The following is an 18280-nucleotide window of genomic DNA, read 5'->3' on the forward strand; positions in this document are numbered from 1 at the left end:
GTCACCCTCGGCAAGCGAGGCCCGCAACCGAGTTGCCCCCTGTGAGTTGCTGAGGCGAAGAGGAAAAACGGACCATGTCTGCGCGTATTGTCGCTTCCGGCCTGCTTCTATGCCTGGCCGCCATCCCGCTCGCGGCACCGGCCCAGGCCGACCCGGCGAAGGACTATCTTTTCCAGGAGCGGCAGCTCCGCACCTTCTGCCAGCCGCCGCTCAAATTCGCGGCCGGCGCCTGCATGCCCTATTGCCCGGCCGGGTTCGAGGACCTCGGCAGCTATTGCCGCCTCTACAACCAGAGCTCCCAGTCCAGCCGCTGGTAGAGGGCTGCAGGGAGCGCCGTTGCGGGGGGCCTGCCTCTACGCCCAGGGCTCCCCGGCGAGCAACCGCCGGGCCATCCCATTCACCACGGCCTCGATGAGGCGCTCGCCCTTCTCGGCCGAAGCGCGGCGCGCATCGCCGAGGACCCCGGTCTCCGACAGGTCGCGGAAGGAGCGCCAGCGGTTCAGGGTCGGCGACAGGATCGCGCTCGGGCTATCCGCACCCTGACCGAAGGCATCCGGCAGGCGCGCGGAATCCACCAGGTCGGGCCGGACCACCATCATCATGGAGGTCTCCGCCTCGCAGGCATGCAGCACCGAGCGCTGGTCCTCGAGGATGGAGGCGAACTCTTCCTGCGCCGCGAGGAAATAGGTCGTCGTCGCGATCGGGGCATCGAGTTCGCGCGTCAGGTCCACGGTGAGCGCCGCGAGCGCGCTCATGTTGCCGCCATGGCCGTTGACGATGAGGATGTAGCGGAAGCCGGCCCGCAGGATGGAGCGGCACAGGTCGCGCAGCAGGGCGTGGTAGGTCGGGAGCGTCAGCGTGAAGCTGCCCCCGAAGGCGACGTGGTGCTCGGCGAGCCCGCACCAGAGCGTCGGCGCGACGACGCTCGGCTTCCCGGCGGAGACCAGGGCTTCGGCCACCCGCCGGCAGATTTCGGAGCACAGGACGTCATCCACGCCCGTCGCGAGGTGCGGGCCGTGCTGCTCGGTCGAGGCGACCGGCAGGAGCACGAGCGCGCCGGCGGCGGGCCCGTCGCGAAGCTGCGCCGCCGTGAGCTCGCGCCACAGGACCGAATTCGTCATGACCTCGCCTTCTCCCTCGCGATCTCGCCCAGCCGGCCGACGAGCTTGCGGGCGACCTCGTCCTTGCCCATCGTCGGCCAGGTCTCGACCTCCGTGGCCGTGACCAGGTGGACCGTGTTGCGCTCGCCGCCCATCACGCCGGTCGCGGGCGAGACGTCGTTCGCGACGATCAGGTCGCAGCCCTTTCGGGCGAGCTTCTGCCGGGCATGCTCGACCACCTTCTCCGTCTCGGCCGCAAAGCCCACCACGAGGGGCGGCCGCCCCTCCGTCCGATGGGCGATCGTGGCCAGGATGTCCGGGTTCAGGGCGAGTTGCAGGGGCGGCGGGGCGTTGCCGTCCTTCTTGAGCTTCTGGCCGGCCTCGCTGGCGGTGCGCCAATCCGCGACGGCCGCCGCGAAGACCGCGATATCCGCCGGCAGCCCAGCCTCGACGGCGGCGAGCATGTCGCGTGCGGTCTCGACATGCACCGTCCTGACGCCCGCCGGGTCCGGCAGCGAGACCGGACCGGAGACGAGCGTGACATCCGCTCCCGCCGCCGCTGCGGCGGCCGCAATGGCGTGGCCCTGCCGGCCGGAGGAGCGATTGGCGATGTAGCGGACCGGGTCGATCGGCTCGTGCGTCGGCCCGGACGTGACGAGGACGCGAAGGCCCGCGAGCGGAGCTGGCCCTCCCCCTTGTGGGGAGGGTCGAGCCGAAGCGAAGCGAAGGCCGGGGTGGGGGGCGGGAGGAGTATGGCTCGGGGGCGGCGTCTCGTCCGGCCCGCCCCCCACCCCGGATCGCGCCTCCGGCGCGACTCGGCCCTCCCCACCAGGGGGAGGGCACTCCGCCAGCACCCGCTCCACCGCGTCCGCGATCTCGGTCGGCTCCGCCATCCGGCCCGGGCCGAACTCCGCCTCCGCCATGGCGCCCTCGTTCGGGCCGACCACATGGATGCCGTCGCCCTGCAGCGTCGCGAGGTTCCGCTGGGTCGCTGGGTGCAGCCACATGCGGACGTTCATAGCGGGCGCGACCAGGACCGGCAGGGTCGTGGCGAGGAGCACCGTCGAGGCGAGGTCGTCGGCCGCGCCGTTCGCCATCTTGTTCATCAGGTTCGCGGTGGCCGGCGCCACCACGATCGCGTCCGCATCGCGGGCGAGCTTGATGTGGCCGATATCCGCCTCGTCCTCGCGATCGAAGAGATGGGTATGCGCGCGCTGCCCGGAGAGTGCGGCGGCGGCGAGCGGCGTCACGAATTGCTGCGCACCCGCCGTGAGGATGCAGCGGACGGAGGCGCCGCGCTCGCGCAGGCGGCGGATCAGGTCTAGCGACTTGTAGGCCGCTATGCCGCCGCCGATGACGAGGAGGATGCGCCGGCCTTGCATCGGAACACCTATAGGGCCGCGAGGCCGAAGAGGAGGATCACCACCACCACCCATATGCCGAGGGCGATGAAGCTCAGGTTGCGCGTCGGGCGCTGCCCGATCGTGGTGACCTGGACGGGCGAGAGGCCGAGGCCCTGGTCCGCCACCCGTTCGAGCTTGGCGAGGAGCCGCTCCGTGCGCTGCGCCATCTCGGGAAGATCGGACACGACCTTGGCGAGCGTGGCGAGGCCGCGGCCCGCCTCCTCCACCCGGCCGATCGGCCCGAGATTGCGCTCGATCCAGTCGCGCACGACCGGCTCGGAGGTCGCCCAGATGTTGAGATGCGGATCGAGCCCGCGCGCGACGCCCTCGACCACCACCATGGTCTTCTGCAGCATCACGAGTTCCGGCCGCGTCGCCATGTCGAAGAGCGACGTGATCTCGAACAGCAGCGTCAGGAGGCGCGCCATCGAGATCTCGCTGGCGCGCCGGTTGTGGATCGGCTCGCCGATGGCCCGGATCGCCTGCGCGAAATCCTCGACCGAGTGATGCGCCGGCACGTAGCCGGCATCGAAATGCACCTGGGCGACACGGCGGTAGTCGCGCCGGATGAAGCCGAGCAGGATCTCGGCCAGGAAGCGCCGCTCCTTGAGGCCGAGCCGCCCCATGATGCCGGTATCGACCGCGACGAGCCGGCCCTCCCCGTCCACCATCAGGTTCCCGGGATGCATGTCGGCGTGGAAGAAGCCGTCCCGGATGGCCTGGCGCAGGAAGGACTGGATGACCGTGCGGGCGAGCGCGGGCCGATCGTGGCCGGCCGCGTCGATGAGATCGAGCCGGTGCAGCGGGATGCCGTCGATCCACTCCGTCGTGAGGACGTCGCGCTGCGTCAGGTCCCAATCGGGGCGCGGCACCCTGAACCCCGGATCCGCTCCGGTGTTGTCGGCGAGCTCGGACAGGGCCGCCGCCTCCAGCCGGAGGTCGATCTCGACCGCGACCGAGCGCGCCAGGGTCTCGACGATGTCCTGAGGCCGGAGGCGGCGCGCCTCGGGCAGGGTCCGCTCGGCGAGACGGGCCGCGAAGCGCATCGCCTGCAGGTCCTTGTGGAACTGCTCTCGCACGCCGGGCCGCACGACCTTCACGGCGACCGTCCGCCCGTCGCTCAGCACCGCCCGGTGGACCTGCGCGATGGAGGCTGCCGCGACAGGCTCGCTCAGGCTGACGAAGATGTCCGAGACGGGCCGTCCGATCGCGGCCTCGATGGTGGCGACCGCCTCCGCCTTCGGGAAGGGCGGCATGCGGTCCTGCAGGCTCTCGAGATCGCGCGCGACCTCCACGCCCACGATGTCGGGCCGGGTCGCCAGGAACTGGCCGAACTTCACATAGGAGGGGCCGAGCCGGGTGAGGGCCGAGGAGAGGCGGGCCGCGCCTCCGCCGGCGCGCTGCTTCTCGATGAGCCGCGCGAGGCCGAGGCCGAGCCTCGCGCCGGGCGGCAGCACGCTGGCATCGATCAGCGAGAGCGCCCCCTCGCGCGCCAGCACGTAGCCGGCGTGAAGGTTGCGGGCGAGATGCGCGACGGCGCCGATCACGCTCAATATTTCCAGCCCGAATGGATGGCCACGATGCCGCCCGACAGCGGCCGGTGGCTCACGCGGCGGAAACCTGCCTCCTCGATCATGCGGGCGAAGGTGCCCGGGGCCGGAAAGCGGCGGATCGACTCGACGAGGTACTGGTAGGACTCGCGATCCTTCGCGACGAGCTCGCCGATCCTCGGGATCACGTTGAACGAATAGGCTTCGTAGATGCGATCGAGCCCGGGCACGTCGACCTTCGAGAATTCGAGGCACAGGAACCGGCTGCCGGGCTTCAGCACCCGGTGCGCCTCCTTGAGGGCGAGCTCGATGCGCGGCACGTTCCGGATGCCGAAGGCGATCGTGTAGCCGTCGTATTCGCGATCCCCGAAGGGCAGCGCTTGGGCGTCGGCCTCCACGAAGTCCAGCCGGGCGAGCCCGCGCTTGTCGGCGCGCTCGCGCCCGACCGCCAGCATGTCGGCGTTGATGTCCGCGACCGTGACGCGGGTCTGCTCGCCGCCGGCCGCCGCGACCCGGAAGGCCACGTCGCCGGTGCCGCCCGCGACGTCGAGGTGCCGGAAGGGATGGTTCCGGGGCGGCCGCAGCATGGAGACGAGCGTCGACTTCCAGGCCCGGTGCAGGCCCGCCGACATCAGGTCGTTCATCAGGTCGTAGCGGCGCGCCACCGACCGGAAGACATCGTTGACCCGCCCCTGCTTCTCGGCAAGCGGCACCGTCTCGAAGCCGAAATGGGTCTCGTCGTCGCGCGATCCGTTCAAAGCGTCCTGCATGCCTGTCCGACCTTCCGACCGCACATAGCGAAAGCCGGCCCGGCCCGCTATCTGAGCCGGGTCTTTAGGTTATCCGCGCGGCTTGGGCGAATGCCGCCCGCTCTCCGCAAAGGGTCATCATGCCCGAACTTCCCGAGGTCGAGACCGTCCGGCGCGGCCTCGAGCCGGTCCTCGTCGGCCGAAAGCTGGTCCGCGTCGAGCAGCGCCGGCCCGACCTGCGCTTTCCGTTTCCCGAGCGCTTCACCGAGCGGCTCTCCGGGGCGAGCGTCGAGGCGCTGCGCCGCCGGGCGAAGTATCTCCTGGCCGACCTCTCGTCCGGCGAAGTGCTCGTGATGCATCTCGGCATGAGCGGGCGCTTCCGGGTCGAGATGGGCCGCGAGGCGGAGGAACCAGGCGCCTTCTACTACGACGCGCCGCCCGCGCCGGCGCACGACCATGTCGTCTTCGAGCTCTCCGACGGCGCCCGGGTCACCTACAACGATGCGCGCCGCTTCGGCTTCATGAGCCTCTACGACGGCGCGACGATCGAATCCTCGCCGCCCTTCGCAGGAATGGGCATCGAGCCGCTCGGGCCGGACCTGTCCGGCGCGTCGCTCGCGGAGCTGTTCCGGGGAAAACGGACGCCCCTCAAGGCGGCGCTGCTCGACCAGCGGCTCGTGGCGGGCCTCGGCAACATCTACGTCTGCGAGGCGCTGTTCCGGGCCCGGCTCTCGCCGGAGGCCCCGGCCGGCTCCCTCGTGACCGAGACGGGGCGCCCGAAGGCCAAGGCACAGGCCTTGAGCGAGGCGATCAGGGCCGTGCTCGAGGAGGCGGTCGCCCATGGCGGCTCGACATTGCGCGACCACGCGCAGGTCGACGGCACCTCCGGGGCGATGCAGGAGCGGTTCCGGGTCTACGACCGCGAGGGCGAGCCCTGCATCACGCCCGGCTGCCGAGGCGTCGTCGGACGGATCGTCCAGTCCGGCCGCTCGACCTTCCACTGCCCCGTCTGCCAGCGATGACGCCCATGTTGGAGGCGACCACGATCAGCACCTCCATCGGTCGCGAATGGCGGGAGGTCTACGAGGCGTTCTGGAGGCCGGAAGCCTTCCCGCGGTGGGCATCGGGCCTGAGCGAGGCCGGGCTCGAGCGGGTCGGGGATGCCTGGAGAGCACGCGGCCCGGAGGGTCCGGTCACGATCCGCTTCACGCCGCACAACGCCTTCGGCGTCATGGATCATTGGGTCGATCTCGGCGGGCCGCGAGGTCTACGTGCCGCTGCGCATCATCGCGAACGGCGAGGGCTGCCTCGCGAGCCTGACGCTGTTCCGCCAGCCCGACATGGACGACGCGACCTTCGCCCGGGACAAGGCCTGGGTCGAACGTGACCTCGCGGCGCTGAAGGCGCTGGCGGAGGATATGCCCGGCTAACGCTAGCCCTCGTTCTTGCCCTCGTCCTCGTCCGGCAACCCGAATTCCTTCCGGATAGCCTCGAGGCCCCTCTGCGAGGACATCTCGCGCCGTTGGAGCTGGTGGACGAGGCCGGCGAATTCCGGCGGCACGGCGTCGTCGCCGAGGAAGGCCGGCTTCTCGGCCTCCACGCGCAGTTCGGACCGGAGCTTCCGGCCCAGATGTTCGCGCACTTCCCGGGATAGAGCTTTCTCGTGCTCCTCGCGCCCGAACTCGTCCGTGTCGTCGCCTGGTAGCATGGTCGCCACTCCTGCATCCGCAACGTGCGAAACCAGGCGAAGTTCGCACAGCCAAGCTGGTGCAGTCACGGTTCCGGGCCGCGAGCGTACGCTCGATCACGTTCGTGTCGGCAGATTTCACATTCTGGCCGCTTTGGGGTCGCGCTCTCGCCAAGCGGGGGCGGCACAACTGGATCGTTGCCTCGACGGCCCGGCTATCTGCCGTGCTTTGTCAGCCCCCAGCCAACGCGGCCGAGGGCCGGGCTAGACGATGGTCGAGACATCAGGGCCGCCCTCCGGGGCGGCCCTTTCGTTTGTGGGTTCGGGCGTCCGGCCTCAGCCGTTCAGGCCGAGCGCCCGCCGGATGCGGTTGTCGTGCCCATAGAGGTCGTCGAAGGATTTCAGCTCGCCGTGGGCATCCACGCTCAGGGTGAAATAGGTGAGATGCACCGGCAGCTTCTGCGGCAGGAAGATCGTGCGCTCGCCGCGGCCGATGAGCTTCTTCAGCCGTTGCTCGGACCATTCGGAGCCGAGCACGAAATCCGCCAGCAGGAACGGGTTCTCCACCCGGACGCAGCCGTGGCTGTAGGCGCGGCGCGTCGTGGAGAAGAGCCGCCGGTTCGGCGTGTCGTGCAGGTAGACGGCATGCCCGTTGGGGAACATGAACTTGATGAACCCGAGCGCATTGCGCTCGCCGGGCGGCTGCCGGATCGAGATCGAATTGCCCCGCCGGACCACCTGGTAGCCCTGCCGGGCCGCGTAGTTCGGGTCCTCGGCCATCTTGGGCAGGAACTCCTTCTTCAGGATGGAAGGAGGCACGTACCAGGACGGGTTGACGACGGCGTATTCCATGAGACCCGAGAAGACCGGGGTCTGCGTATCGGTCTTGCCGACGATGACGCGCGTCTCGTGCGCGACATGGCCGCCCTCGAAGAGGCGAAGCCGGTATTCCGGGATGTTCACCGACACATAGCGCTCGCCGAGTTCGCTCGGGAGCCAGCGCCAACGCTCCATGTTGACGATCAGGTCGCCTTCGAGGCGCGGATTCGCGTAGGCGCCCCTGGGCGGCGTCACTGGGGCGTCGTTCAGGATCGCGACCGACTGCGTCGTGAGTTCGATGCCGCGCTTCCGGCGCACCATCGGGGCGGTGGCCGGCCGGTTCGCCCGGTACTCGGCGAGCTTGCGCTTGAGCGCGACATAGCCCGGGTGGCTGGGATTGTAGGCTTCGAGCGCGGCACCGGGATCTTCGGCGGCCGCAAGCCGTGCCAGGACCTCACCGGCGCCCGGCAGCTCCAGCGTCGGGGTCAGCATCCCGGATAGCCGGGCAGGGTTGAGGCGCCCGCCCCGGGCGTCGCGCGCATAAAGGGCGACGGCGGCGCTCAGCTTGAGCTCCGCCTCGGCGAGTTCCGCCGGCGATTGTCCCTCGCCACCGGGCCCGATAGCGAGCGGCCGGTAATCGGCCGGGTCGAGCCCCTCTTCCGCGGCGAGTTCCAGGCGGCGGATCACCGCGCTCGCGCCGGCATTCCAGTCGGTCGAAGCTAGCCACAGCGGCCGCTGCTCCCGGGCCACGTAGAACGCCGCGATCGCTTCCCGGTCCGCCTTGGGCAGGCGTCGCGGCCAGATGCCCTTGTCGTCCGCGAGCCGGTTCTCGATCGCGCCGCTTACGAAATCCCCGGCTGTCAGCACCACCTCGACCGGCGTCGGGAGCAGAAGCTCGCCCAGGCTGCCCGTCCGCACGGGATCGGCCGGCTTCAGGGCCTCGGCGACGGGAGGCACGGCGGGGAGATCGGGCGGAGGGAGGTCGAGAACCGACGCCGCCTCCTTCACCTCCGTCGTGCCGCGAAGGCTGAACGGGGCGGGCTCTCCGGGAACCGGGATGCCGAGCGCCGCATCCTGCCCCGGCTCCATCGCCAAGGCCGGTGCTGCTGCGAGCCACAGCCCGACGAACCAAGCTGCGCCGCACCCTCGTCCCATGCCCTACGCCCCTTACGCCCTGCCGAAACCTGCTTGTCCCCACCCGCCGACGTACGCAAGCGCACGAAGGACACAGTCGAGGGTTCAGGCTGCTTCCTCGTCGAAGCCCTCGTCTAGGCCGAATTCCTTCAATTTTCGGTACAGGGTCGAGCGACCGATCCCGAGCCGCCGGGACACTTCCGACATCCGGCCGCGGTAATGGGCGAGCGCGAACCGGATCACCTCCGCTTCCACGTCCTCCAGCTTCTTCACGTCGCCGACCTCGTCGAGGAGGGACGTCGAGTGCGGGTCGCGGATCTCGACGCGCACGATCTCCTTCTCCACGGGGGCCGAGGCCTCGCGGGTCGGCGCTGGCGGGATGCGGACGTCGTAGCCGTCGACCAGATTGGCGATCTGGGGGAACTCGGCCAGCGTGAGCTCGTCCCCGTCGGCCAGGACGACGGCCCGGAACATGGCGTTCTCGAGCTGGCGCACGTTTCCGGGCCAATCGTACTGGGAGATGAGCGACAGGGCCTCCGACGAGATCCCGCGCAGGCGCTTGCCCTCCTCGGCCGAGAACCGCGCCAGGAACGAGCGCGCGAGTTCCGCTATGTCCTCCCGCCGGTTGCGCAGCGGCGGGATCGTCATCGGGAAGACGTTGAGGCGGTAATAGAGGTCCTCGCGGAAGCGGCCCTCCTTGACCATGTCGAGGAGGGAGCGGTTCGTGGCGGAGATCAGGCGGATGTCCACGCGGACCGACCGCTTGCCGCCGACCGGGTCGACCTCACCTTCCTGGATGGCGCGGAGCAGCTTGACCTGCGCGCTCGGCGGCAGCTCCCCGATCTCGTCCAGGAAGAGCGTTCCGCCATTCGCCTCGACGAACTTGCCCTGGTGCCGCTCCGTCGCGCCCGTGAAGGCGCCCTTCTCGTGCCCGAAGAGGGTCGATTCGACGAGGTTTTCCGGGATCGCGCCGCAATTGACGGTCACGAAGGGCTTTCCCTTCCGGTCGCCCGAGCCCTGGATCGCCCGCGCGAGCACCTCCTTGCCGACGCCCGATTCGCCCTCGATCAGGACGGGAATGTTCGATTTCGCCGCCCGCTCGGCGAGGCGGAGCACGCGCGTCATGTCGGGCGAGCGCGTGGGCAGGTCGCGGAAGGACAGGGTGCCTTCGGCGCGCCGCTTCATGCGCCGCACCTCGCCCTCAAGCGAGCCGAGCCGCAGCGCGTTCTTGATGGACACGCCGAGGCGCTCGGCCCCGACAGGCTTGACGACGAAATCGACCGCGCCCGCCCGCATGGCGTTGACCACGGTCTCGATCGAACCGTTCGAGGTCTGCACGATGACGGGCAGCTCCAGGCGTGATTCGCGCATGGCGGCGAGCACGCCGAACCCGTCCATCCCGGGCATCACGAGATCGAGAATCACGAGGTCGACGGTGTCGCCGGCCCGCAGGAGCGACAGCGCCGCGTCCCCGTTCTCGGCGATCAGGGCGCCGTAGCCGAGGCGGCGGACGGTCGCCTCCAGCAGGCGGCGCTGCACGGGATCGTCGTCGACGATCAGGACGGTCTGGGACATGCCTCGAGGTGCGGATGCTGGGCTGCTAGGTCGCCCGCATCGTGGGTGGGAAGGGTAAAGCCCCGCTTAAGGTTACCGGCTTCCCTTGTTGATCCGCGCCGTCTACGCCCGATATTGGAACAGTTCCACGCCGATCAGGATTGCCATCGCGATGTCGCCCGTCGCCTTCCGTGAGCATGCTCGCTCCAGTGCCGTTCTGGCCGCCACGCCCGCCGGCCAGACGGAGCTTGGCGCCCTGCCTGAATGGGATCTGTTCCAGCTCTATCCGGGAATGGACAGCGAGGCGTTCAGGACTGACCTCGCCTGGGCCGAGGGCGAGTGCCGCACCTTTGCGGAGGCCTACCGGGGCAGGCTCGACGACCTGGCTCGCTCGGGCGGGCTCGCCGAGGCCGTCAAGCGCTACGAGGCGATCGAGGATCGGCTCGGGCGGCTCATGTCCTATGCCGGGCTGGTCTATTCCGGCGACACCACCGACCCCGTGCGGGCCAAGTTCTACGGCGACACGCAGGAGCGGCTGACCGCGGCCTCAAGCGACCTCCTGTTCTTCACGCTGGAGCTGAACCGCATCGAGGACGGGGTCCTGGAGACCGCGATGGCCGACCCGGCCCTCGGCCATTACCGGCCGTGGCTGGAGGACATCCGCAAGGACAAGCCCTTCCAGCTCGAGGACCGCATCGAGCAGCTCTTCCACGAGAAGTCCGTCACCGGCCGCGGCGCCTGGAACCGCCTGTTCGACGAGACGCTCGCCTCGCTCCGCTTCAAGGTCCGGGGCGAGGAGCTGACGCTCGAGCCGACGCTCAACAAGCTCCAGGATCGTGACGGCGAGGTACGCCGCGAGGCCGCCGACGCGCTCGCCGACGTGTTCAGGAGCAACCTGCGCGTCTTCACGCTGATCACCAACACGCTCGCCAAGGACAAGGAGATCTCCGACCGCTGGCGCGGCTTCGAGGACGTGGCCGATTCGCGCCATCTCGCGAACCGCGTCGAGCGGGAGGTCGTCGACGCCCTCGTCCAGGCCGTCACGGACGCCTATCCGCGCCTGTCGCATCGCTATTACCGGCTGAAGGCCCATTGGTTCGGCCGCGACGTGCTGGATTTCTGGGACCGCAACGCGCCGCTTCCGAAGGTCGACCAGCGGCCGATCTCCTGGGGCGAGGCGCGGGACACCGTGCTCGAAGCCTATGGCGAGTTCGCCCCGAAGATGGCCGACATCGCGCGCCGCTTCTTCGACGAGCGGTGGATCGACGCGCCGGTGCGGCCCGGCAAGTCGCCCGGTGCCTTCGCGCACCCGACCGTCCCCTCCGCGCATCCCTACGTCCTCCTGAACTACCAGGGGAAGCCGCGGGACGTGATGACGCTCGCGCACGAGCTCGGGCACGGCGTGCACCAGGTCCTCGCCGCCCCGAACGGCGCCCTGATGGCGCCGACGCCGCTGACGCTGGCCGAGACGGCGAGCGTCTTCGGGGAGATGCTGACCTTCCGGCGACTGCTGGAGCGCACAACCGAGACCGAGCAGCGGCGGGCCATGCTCGCCCAGAAGGTCGAGGACATGATCAACACGGTCGTGCGTCAGATCGCGTTCTATTCCTTCGAGCGGAAGCTTCACATCGAGCGCCGCCAGGGCGAGCTGACGTCAGACAAGCTTTGCGAACTCTGGATGTCCGTCCAGTCCGAGAGCCTCGGGCCCTCGATCCGCCTCGGCCCGGGATACGAGACCTACTGGACCTATATTCCGCACTTCATCCACTCGCCGTTCTATGTCTACGCCTATGCGTTCGGCGATTGCCTGGTGAACTCGCTCTACGGCGTCTACCAGCGCGCGAGCGACGGCTTTGTGGACCGGTATTTCGCGCTTCTCTCGGCGGGCGGCAGCAAGCCCTATGGCGAACTCCTGAAGCCCTTCGGCCTCGACGCGCGGGATCCCGGGTTCTGGCAGATCGGATTGTCGATGATCGAGAACCTGATCGCCGAGCTGGAGAGCATGGAATAACGCAGTCGTCTCGCAATCTGCCGTTGAAAACGACCTGTATAGAGCCTGTCCAGCGACATCTCCCCTATCCGGTTCATAGATTGACAACAGCTCCCGTTGCACATGGCAAAAGGAGCTGGAAGATGAACGGGCCGACCGACAGCGACGCATGGATTGGCGCATGAGCCCGGCCGGGATCGTGGTCGATTCCTCTCGCGCTCTCTCGCTGACGGCCTCGATCCGCGAACGGGTGAAGCGCGTCGCTTCGCACCGGGACGGACGCGCCGGCGCCCAGGTGCTTGCCGCCCGCCTCGCCGGCGCTGCGCTGGCCTATGCGGCCCAGGTCCTTGCCGCCCGCTATCTCGGCCAGGAAGGCTTCGGGATCTATGCCCTCGCGCTCGTCTGGCTGACGCTGCTCGGCCATCTCTCGGTCGGGGGCACCAACCAGGCGCTCTGCCGCTACGTGGCGGAGGCGCTCGCGACGAGGGATCACGCAGCCGTGCGCGGCTTCGTGCGGTTCGGGATCCTCTTCGCGCTGGGGGCCGGCACTTGCATCGGGCTCGCGGCGATCGGGGTCGTCACGCTCGTACCGGGCCTCCTGGACGGCATCTACGTCCTGCCGCTCGCGATCGCCTTCCTGGCCGTTCCACTCCTCGCCATCCAGGACAACCTCGAGGCGATCGCCCGCGCGATCGGGCGTCCGCTGCTCGGGATCGGGCCGGCCTATGTCGTCCGGCAGGGCGCAGCCGTTCTGATCTTCGGCGCGCTCGCGCTCTCCCCCGTGCTGCCGAGCCCCGGCGGCGCGCTGGTCGGAGCCGTGGCGGCTCTCCTGGCCGGAATCGCGGTCCAGGCCCTCCTTCTCCGGGCCGCCCTGCGGCAGGCCGTGCCGACGGGCGATCGCCGCTACGACATCCGCCTGTGGCTGAGGACCGCCCTGCCGATCGCGCTCGTCGACACGACCGAGATGCTGCTGCTGAACGCCGACGTCCTCGTCGTCGGGCTGTTCCTCCCGCCGGAAGCCGTGGCGGTCTATTTCGCCGCGACCCGGATCGCGCAGATCCTGGAATATGTCCGCTATTCCGCCTCGGCCGCCACCGCCCAGCGCTTCGCGGCCCTCCGGGCGACCGGCCGCAGGGCCGAGCTCCACCGCCTCATTGCCTTCGTCACGCTCGGGACCTCCGCCGTCGCTCTTGTCGGCGCCATCTGCCTCTCCGCCGCCGCGCCGCTTCTGCTGGCCCTTTTCGGGCCCGGTTTCGGACCGGCGGCCTGGCTCGTCCCGATCCTGGTCTCCGGGATGGTGGTCGCCTGCCTCTGCGGGCCGGGAGAGGACGTCCTGACCATGCTGGGCCAGGAGCGCGTCTGCGCGCTGAGCTTCGCCCGCGCGCTCGTCCTGAACCTCGTCCTCCTCGTGCTGCTCGTCCCGGCCTTCGGGCTCGCGGGCGCGGCGGCCGCGAGCGCGGCCACGATGGCGGGCCGCTCGCTCCTGCTCGCGGGCTACGCCTATGCCCGGCTCGGCATCGCCCTCCCGCTCGGTCTGTCCTTCAGGCAGGCGCATGACTGAGATCCTGCACCCGCCCGTCATCCGCCTCCTCGGCCCGGAGGAACTCCAGGCGCTCGGCCCCGCCTGGGACGAGCTCGCCGCGAACGCCATCGAGGAGAACCCGTTCTACAGCCGACCCTATTTCCTGGCCGGCCTGCACCACCTGGAGGAGAGCGGCACCCGCGCGCTCTGCGTCTTTGCAAGGGACGGGAGCGGGGAGCGTCTGATCGGCTTCCTGCCCGTGCAGAGAAGCCGGTTCCGCTACGGCCTGCCCTGGTCGGTGGAGCTCGGGGCGCAGAACCTGTTCCAGCCGAGCGGCACGCCCCTGATCCACCGCGACCACGCGGCCCGCGCCCTGGATGCGATCCTGTCCGTCCGGACGGCGGCCTCCGGGCTCGCGCCCCACCTCCTCCTGCCCAACATCCGCCTGGACGGCCCCGTCGCAGGCCTGATCCGTGCGCGCGCCGGTGCGACAGGATCTCGGGCCGAATTCATCGGCAGCCTGTCCCGGCCGATCCTGCGCCGACGCGACGAGGCGGCGGAGGAATACCTGGCCCGGAGCGTCGCGCCCAAACGGCTGCGCGAGCTTCGCCGGACGCAGCGCCGCCTGTCCGAGCAGGGTGCGGTGGCCTTCCGGCATGTGACCGAGCCCGGCGAATTCCGGGCAGCCCTGGAGGACTTTCTCCGCATCGAGCATTCCGGCTGGAAGGGCGAAGCCGCGACGGCCTTCCTGTCGCAGCCGGAGACGGCCGCCTTCGCCCGCGCGGCCTTCGCCGGGCGGATCGGAGATGCGCCCCTCGCCTCGGCCGACGTCCTGTCGCTCGACGGGACGGCGATCGCCGTCTCGCTCAACCTCCAGGTCGGGCGGACCTCGTTCGCGATCAAATGCGCATATGACGAGAGCCTTCGCCGCTTCAGCCCCGGACTCGTGCTCGAGCTCCTCGTGATCGAGCACCTGTTCGCCAGCCGCTTTGCCGACGAGATGGATTCCTGCGTGACCCAGGCCGGCCACGTCATCCAGGACCTCTGGGACGATGCCGTGGAGGTCGGCACGCTGGCCCTCAGCGCGCCGGGCGGGCTCTCCAGCGTGCCGCTCGTCGGACTGGACCTCGCGAGCGCCGAGCGGAACCGGCTCCAGCTGCGCTCGGAGGCCAAGGCGCGCTATCTCGCCGCCCGCGAGACCGTCCGGGCGCTGCGCACCCTGGTGCAGGGCGGCGAGGAGACCCGGACCGCCAAGGCCCGCAAGCAGCTCGACGCAACCTCCCGGAAGGCTATGATGACCTTCAACACGGCGCAGCCGAACGGCGAATTCGCCGCCATGCTCGCCACGATGGTGGTCTGAGGCTTTCTTCTGGCTCCGGTGGGTTCTCGAATTGCGGCCGTCATCGGGGGCGGGCCGGCAGGCCTGATCGCGGCTGAAACGCTGGCCCGGGCAGGCGTGAGCGTCACGGTCTATGACCGGATGCCGTCGGTGGGCCGCAAGCTGCTGATCGCCGGCCGCAGCGGGCTCAACCTCACCCATAGCGAGCCCTTCGACCGGTTCCTCGCGCGCTATGGCGAGGCGGCCGAACGGCTCCGCCCTGCCCTGGAGGCCTTTCCGCCCGAGCGGCTGCGCGAATGGGCCGAGGGCCTCGGCCAGGAGACCTTCGTCGGATCGAGCGGCCGCGTCTTCCCGCGTGCCTGGAAGGCCTCGCCGCTGCTGCGGGCCTGGCTCGGCCGGCTGGACGAGCTGGGGGTCACGATCCGGCCCAGGCATCGCTGGACCGGTTTGTCCCCCAGCGGCGAGCTTCTGTTCGACGGGCCCGAGGGCCCGGTCTCGGTCCGGGCGGACGCCACCATCCTGGCGCTGGGCGGCGGGAGCTGGCCGCGGCTCGGCACGGATGGCAGCTGGGTTGCGATCCTGCGGCGCGCCGGGATCGGCATCCGCGATCTCGTCCCCGCGAATACCGGCCTGCGCATCGCATGGTCCGCCCATCTGCTGGAGCGCCACGAGGGCGCGCCGCTGAAGCGCATCGCCCTGACCCATGCCGGCCGGACCGCCAGGGGCGAGGCCAACATCACCCGCACGGGCCTGGAGGGCGGGGCCGTCTACGCGGTCGCGGCCTCGGTGCGGGACGAAATCGCGGGTCGGGGCGAGGCGATCCTGACCGTCGATCTCCGGCCGGATCTCTCGGCCGACGACCTCGCGCGCTCGATGGCGCGCGGGCGGGGGAAGCAATCGCTGTCGAGCTTCCTGCGCAAGGCAGCCGGACTTTCCTCCGTCGCGATCGGCATCCTGAGGGAGGGTCTCGGGCCTGCCCTCCCGGCGGACCCGCAGGGTCTTTCGGCCGCGATCAAGTCCGTGCCGCTCAGGGTGACGGGGACCGACAGCCTCGACCGCGCCATTTCGTCCGCCGGCGGCATTCGCCTCGACGAGATCGACGATCGCTTCATGCTGAAGCGCCTGCCCGGCATCTTCGTGGCGGGCGAAATGCTCGACTGGGAAGCCCCGACCGGCGGCTACCTGCTGCAGGCCTGCTTCGCGACCGGGGTCGCGGCGGCGGAGGGGGTGCTGACGCACCTTGGCACCCCCTAGACAGCGCCTTCGCTCGTTATACATTCCGTACAACGAGAGGGCGCTACGATGGGCGACATGCCGAAGGACCTCGAGGGTGAGGCCCTCACGCTTCAGGTACGGAAGATCGGAAACTCCGTCGGGGTGATCTTCCCGAAGGAGCTGCTTCACCGTCTCCGCCTCAAGGAGGGAGACACGCTTCATGTCGTCGAGCAGCCCGACCGCAACCTGAAGCTCACGCCCTACGATCCGAAACACGCCAAGGCGCTCGAATTCGCCCGCAAGGCGTTTCAGCAATACGGCGACACCTTTCGCGAACTCGCCAAGTGACGGAGACCGGCGAGCCGGTATGGCTCACCGTCGAGATGGTGGCCGATGCCCATTCGGAGCAGCTGGCCATTTTCGGCGGCCCTGACGGCATCCGCGATCACGGTCTGCTGGATTCCGCGGTCGCGCGCGCACCGAACAAGTGGGCCTATGGCGAGACGGACCTCGCCGCCTTGGCTGCCGCCTACGCTTTCGGACTCGCGCGCAATCATCCGTTCGTGGACGGCAACAAGCGGGCGGCGTTCACGTCCATCTTCATGTTTCTCGGGCTGAACGACGCCACGTTCAGGCCGTCGCCCGTGGACGCGACCGCCGCGATCCTTGCCCTGGCGGCCGGCGAACTCACGGAGGACCAGCTCGCCCGCTGGATCCGCGACAACATCGATCCGGGCTCCGGCTGAGTGCGCCCGAGAGAACCCTGCCCAATCGGGATTTCCTCCCCATATAGAGCGGGTCCCTCCGGAGCCCCGTCCCCCGCATGTCCGACCGCGAAGCCAACCGATTCTCCGCCCGTGCCGCGCGCTACGCCCGGGTGGGCGCGAATGTCGGCGGGGTCGCGGCGAGGATCGCGGGCCAGCGGCTGCTCGGGCGTGAAAGTGCGAACGCCTCGAACGCGGCCGCGCTCGCGGCGGCCCTGGGCGGCCTGAAGGGTCCCATCATGAAGGTGGCGCAGCTTCTCGCCACCATCCCGGACCTCGTCCCGCCGGAATATGCCGCCGAGCTCGCGAAGCTCCAGAGCGAGGCCCCGCCTATGGGCGCCGCCTTCGTGAACCGGCGCATGATGAGCGAGCTCGGGCCGGATTGGCGCAGCCGCTTCGGCTCCTTCGACCTGAAGCCCGCCGCCGCCGCGTCCCTCGGCCAGGTCCATCGCGCCACGAGCCATGAGGGGCGGGCGCTCGCCTGCAAGCTGCAATATCCGGACATGCAATCGGCCGTCGAGGCGGACCTGAAGCAGCTCGACATCGCCTTCGCGCTGCACCGGCGCATGGATCCGGCCATCGACACGCGCGAGATCGCCAAGGAGATCGGCGCCCGAGTCCGCGAGGAGCTCGATTACACGCACGAGGCCAAGAACGCCGCACTCTATCGAGAGGCGCTGGACGGGGTCGCGGAAGTGCGCGTGCCCGACGTCTTTCCGGAGCTATCGACCCGCCGCCTGCTGACGCTCGGCTGGCTCGACGGCGAGAAGATCCTCGCCTTCAAGACGGCTCCGGTGGAGATCCGCAACCGCCTCGCCATGGCGATGTTCAAGGCCTGGTGGCACCCGGTCGCCGACCTGGGCATCATCCACGGCGACCCGCATCTCGGGAACTACACGGTGTTCTCCGAGGGCGGCGAGCCGCAGGGCATCAACCTGCTGGATTATGGCTGCATCCGCATCTTCCCGCCGCGCTTCCTGGCGGGCGTCGTCGACCTTTATCTCGGGCTCCAGCACGGCGACCGCGACCGCATGGTCCATGCCTATGAGACCTGGGGCTTCCGCCGCCTCACGCCCGAACTCATCGACACGCTGAACATCTGGGCGCGCTTCATCTACGGGCCCCTCCTCGAGGACAGGGTCCGCACCATCGCGGACGGCGTGAAGCCCTCCGAATACGGCCGGCGCGAAGCCTACCAGGTGCACAAGGCCCTGCGCGAAAAGGGACCGGTCACCGTCCCGCGCGAGTTCGTGTTCATGGACCGGGCGGCCGTCGGGCTCGGCGGCGTGTTCCTGCACCTCGATGCGGAGCTCAACTTCCACCGCCTCTTCCAGTCGGAGATCGAGGGCTTCTCGGTCGAACAGCTGGCCCGGAGGCAGAGCGAGGCGCTCGACCGCGCCGGACTGCCTCACCCGGCCTGACATCCGCCACAGCCACGCCCCGATTGCGGCGTC

The 18280-nt window shown here is 69.8% G+C and carries 16 protein-coding genes and 1 pseudogene; 10 read left to right on the forward strand and 7 right to left on the reverse strand.

The genetic code is table 11. The features are described 5' to 3' along the window. Nucleotides 1-74 precede the first annotated feature (74 nt). Nucleotides 75-317, forward strand: a complete 243-nt coding sequence (locus ACO2SS_RS15250; protein WP_423278528.1) for a hypothetical protein — start codon at nt 75-77, stop codon at nt 315-317. A gap of 36 nt (nt 318-353) precedes the next feature. Here the strand turns inward: ACO2SS_RS15250 and ACO2SS_RS15255 are convergent, their stop codons facing one another. The 4 genes from ACO2SS_RS15255 to ubiE are packed head-to-tail and all read right to left on the reverse strand — an operon-like array spanning nt 354 to nt 4823. After that, complete coding sequence (locus tag ACO2SS_RS15255; RefSeq protein WP_423278529.1) at nt 354-1121, reverse strand: creatininase family protein; 768 nt, start codon at nt 1119-1121, stop codon at nt 354-356. Continuing rightward, nucleotides 1118-2482, reverse strand: a complete 1365-nt coding sequence (locus ACO2SS_RS15260; RefSeq protein ID WP_423278530.1) for a phosphopantothenoylcysteine decarboxylase — start codon at nt 2480-2482, stop codon at nt 1118-1120. The genes ACO2SS_RS15255 and ACO2SS_RS15260 overlap by 4 nt, the downstream gene beginning before the upstream one ends. 8 nt (nt 2483-2490) lie before the next feature. Further along, nucleotides 2491-4050, reverse strand: coding sequence for a 2-polyprenylphenol 6-hydroxylase (gene ubiB, locus ACO2SS_RS15265; RefSeq protein ID WP_423278531.1), 1560 nt, complete (start codon nt 4048-4050; stop codon nt 2491-2493). Between the two features lie 2 nt (nt 4051-4052). Continuing rightward, a complete protein-coding gene (ubiE, locus tag ACO2SS_RS15270; protein WP_423278532.1) occupies nt 4053-4823 on the reverse strand; it encodes a bifunctional demethylmenaquinone methyltransferase/2-methoxy-6-polyprenyl-1,4-benzoquinol methylase UbiE in 771 nt (256 codons plus the stop codon). A gap of 119 nt (nt 4824-4942) precedes the next feature. Here ubiE and mutM point away from each other — a divergent pair, with 119 nt between their 5' ends. Together mutM and ACO2SS_RS15280 are read left to right on the forward strand one after the other, a co-directional pair. Further along, entirely contained in the window at nt 4943-5824 is an 882-nt protein-coding gene (gene mutM, locus ACO2SS_RS15275; RefSeq protein WP_423278533.1) for a bifunctional DNA-formamidopyrimidine glycosylase/DNA-(apurinic or apyrimidinic site) lyase, read from the forward strand. A gap of 5 nt (nt 5825-5829) precedes the next feature. Beyond that, nucleotides 5830-6232 (forward strand): annotated as a pseudogene (locus ACO2SS_RS15280) (polyketide cyclase). 2 nt (nt 6233-6234) lie between these two features. Here ACO2SS_RS15280 and ACO2SS_RS15285 read toward each other — a convergent pair. The 3 genes from ACO2SS_RS15285 to ACO2SS_RS15295 form a co-directional block, all read right to left on the reverse strand. Further along, the gene (locus ACO2SS_RS15285; protein ID WP_423278535.1) at nt 6235-6519 is read right to left on the reverse strand and encodes a hypothetical protein; all 285 of its coding nucleotides are present in this window, start codon (nt 6517-6519) and stop codon (nt 6235-6237) included. A 306-nt stretch (nt 6520-6825) separates the two neighbouring features. Further along, a complete protein-coding gene (locus ACO2SS_RS15290) occupies nt 6826-8463 on the reverse strand; it encodes a L,D-transpeptidase family protein (protein ID WP_423278536.1) in 1638 nt (545 codons plus the stop codon). An 84-nt stretch (nt 8464-8547) separates the two neighbouring features. After that, on the reverse strand, nt 8548-10017 hold the full coding sequence (locus ACO2SS_RS15295; protein ID WP_423278537.1) for a sigma-54-dependent transcriptional regulator: 1470 nt from the start codon (nt 10015-10017) through the stop codon (nt 8548-8550). 151 nt (nt 10018-10168) lie between these two features. On the opposite strand from ACO2SS_RS15295, the gene ACO2SS_RS15300 reads away from it, so the two are divergent. From ACO2SS_RS15300 to ACO2SS_RS15330, 7 genes are all read left to right on the forward strand, one after another. Beyond that, a complete protein-coding gene (locus tag ACO2SS_RS15300; RefSeq protein ID WP_423278538.1) occupies nt 10169-12007 on the forward strand; it encodes a M3 family oligoendopeptidase in 1839 nt (612 codons plus the stop codon). A gap of 148 nt (nt 12008-12155) precedes the next feature. Continuing rightward, complete coding sequence (locus ACO2SS_RS15305) at nt 12156-13547, forward strand: oligosaccharide flippase family protein (RefSeq protein WP_423278539.1); 1392 nt, start codon at nt 12156-12158, stop codon at nt 13545-13547. After that, nucleotides 13540-14868, forward strand: coding sequence for a GNAT family N-acetyltransferase (locus ACO2SS_RS15310; protein ID WP_423278540.1), 1329 nt, complete (start codon nt 13540-13542; stop codon nt 14866-14868). Before ACO2SS_RS15305 ends, ACO2SS_RS15310 begins: the two co-directional genes overlap by 8 nt. An 18-nt stretch (nt 14869-14886) precedes the next feature. Next, complete coding sequence (locus ACO2SS_RS15315; protein WP_423278541.1) at nt 14887-16101, forward strand: TIGR03862 family flavoprotein; 1215 nt, start codon at nt 14887-14889, stop codon at nt 16099-16101. 57 nt (nt 16102-16158) lie between these two features. After that, the gene (locus ACO2SS_RS15320) at nt 16159-16410 is read left to right on the forward strand and encodes an AbrB/MazE/SpoVT family DNA-binding domain-containing protein (RefSeq protein ID WP_423278542.1); all 252 of its coding nucleotides are present in this window, start codon (nt 16159-16161) and stop codon (nt 16408-16410) included. Beyond that, nucleotides 16407-16808 carry a type II toxin-antitoxin system death-on-curing family toxin gene (locus ACO2SS_RS15325; RefSeq protein ID WP_423278543.1) on the forward strand — a complete coding sequence of 134 codons (402 nt, stop codon included), beginning with the start codon at nt 16407-16409 and terminating at the stop codon, nt 16806-16808. The genes ACO2SS_RS15320 and ACO2SS_RS15325 overlap by 4 nt, the downstream gene beginning before the upstream one ends. Before the next feature lie 77 nt (nt 16809-16885). Next, a complete protein-coding gene (locus ACO2SS_RS15330) occupies nt 16886-18247 on the forward strand; it encodes an ABC1 kinase family protein (RefSeq protein WP_423278544.1) in 1362 nt (453 codons plus the stop codon). The last annotated feature ends 33 nt before the right edge of the window (nt 18248-18280 follow it).

The organism is Enterovirga sp. CN4-39 (genome assembly GCF_049446235.1).
Lineage (GTDB): Bacteria > Pseudomonadota > Alphaproteobacteria > Rhizobiales > Beijerinckiaceae > Enterovirga.

Coding starts and splice junctions, on each gene's coding strand:
- ACO2SS_RS15250 (WP_423278528.1), top strand. CDS start 75: ATGTCTGCGCGTATTGTCGCTTCCGGCCTGCTTCTATGCCTGGCCGCC.
- ACO2SS_RS15255 (WP_423278529.1), bottom strand. CDS start 1,121: ATGACGAATTCGGTCCTGTGGCGCGAGCTCACGGCGGCGCAGCTTCGC.
- ACO2SS_RS15260 (WP_423278530.1), bottom strand. CDS start 2,482: ATGCAAGGCCGGCGCATCCTCCTCGTCATCGGCGGCGGCATAGCGGCC.
- ubiE (WP_423278532.1), bottom strand. CDS start 4,823: ATGCAGGACGCTTTGAACGGATCGCGCGACGACGAGACCCATTTCGGC.
- mutM (WP_423278533.1), top strand. CDS start 4,943: ATGCCCGAACTTCCCGAGGTCGAGACCGTCCGGCGCGGCCTCGAGCCG.
- ACO2SS_RS15290 (WP_423278536.1), bottom strand. CDS start 8,463: ATGGGACGAGGGTGCGGCGCAGCTTGGTTCGTCGGGCTGTGGCTCGCA.
- ACO2SS_RS15295 (WP_423278537.1), bottom strand. CDS start 10,017: ATGTCCCAGACCGTCCTGATCGTCGACGACGATCCCGTGCAGCGCCGC.
- ACO2SS_RS15300 (WP_423278538.1), top strand. CDS start 10,169: ATGTCGCCCGTCGCCTTCCGTGAGCATGCTCGCTCCAGTGCCGTTCTG.
- ACO2SS_RS15305 (WP_423278539.1), top strand. CDS start 12,156: ATGGATTGGCGCATGAGCCCGGCCGGGATCGTGGTCGATTCCTCTCGC.
- ACO2SS_RS15310 (WP_423278540.1), top strand. CDS start 13,540: ATGACTGAGATCCTGCACCCGCCCGTCATCCGCCTCCTCGGCCCGGAG.
- ACO2SS_RS15320 (WP_423278542.1), top strand. CDS start 16,159: ATGCCGAAGGACCTCGAGGGTGAGGCCCTCACGCTTCAGGTACGGAAG.
- ACO2SS_RS15330 (WP_423278544.1), top strand. CDS start 16,886: ATGTCCGACCGCGAAGCCAACCGATTCTCCGCCCGTGCCGCGCGCTAC.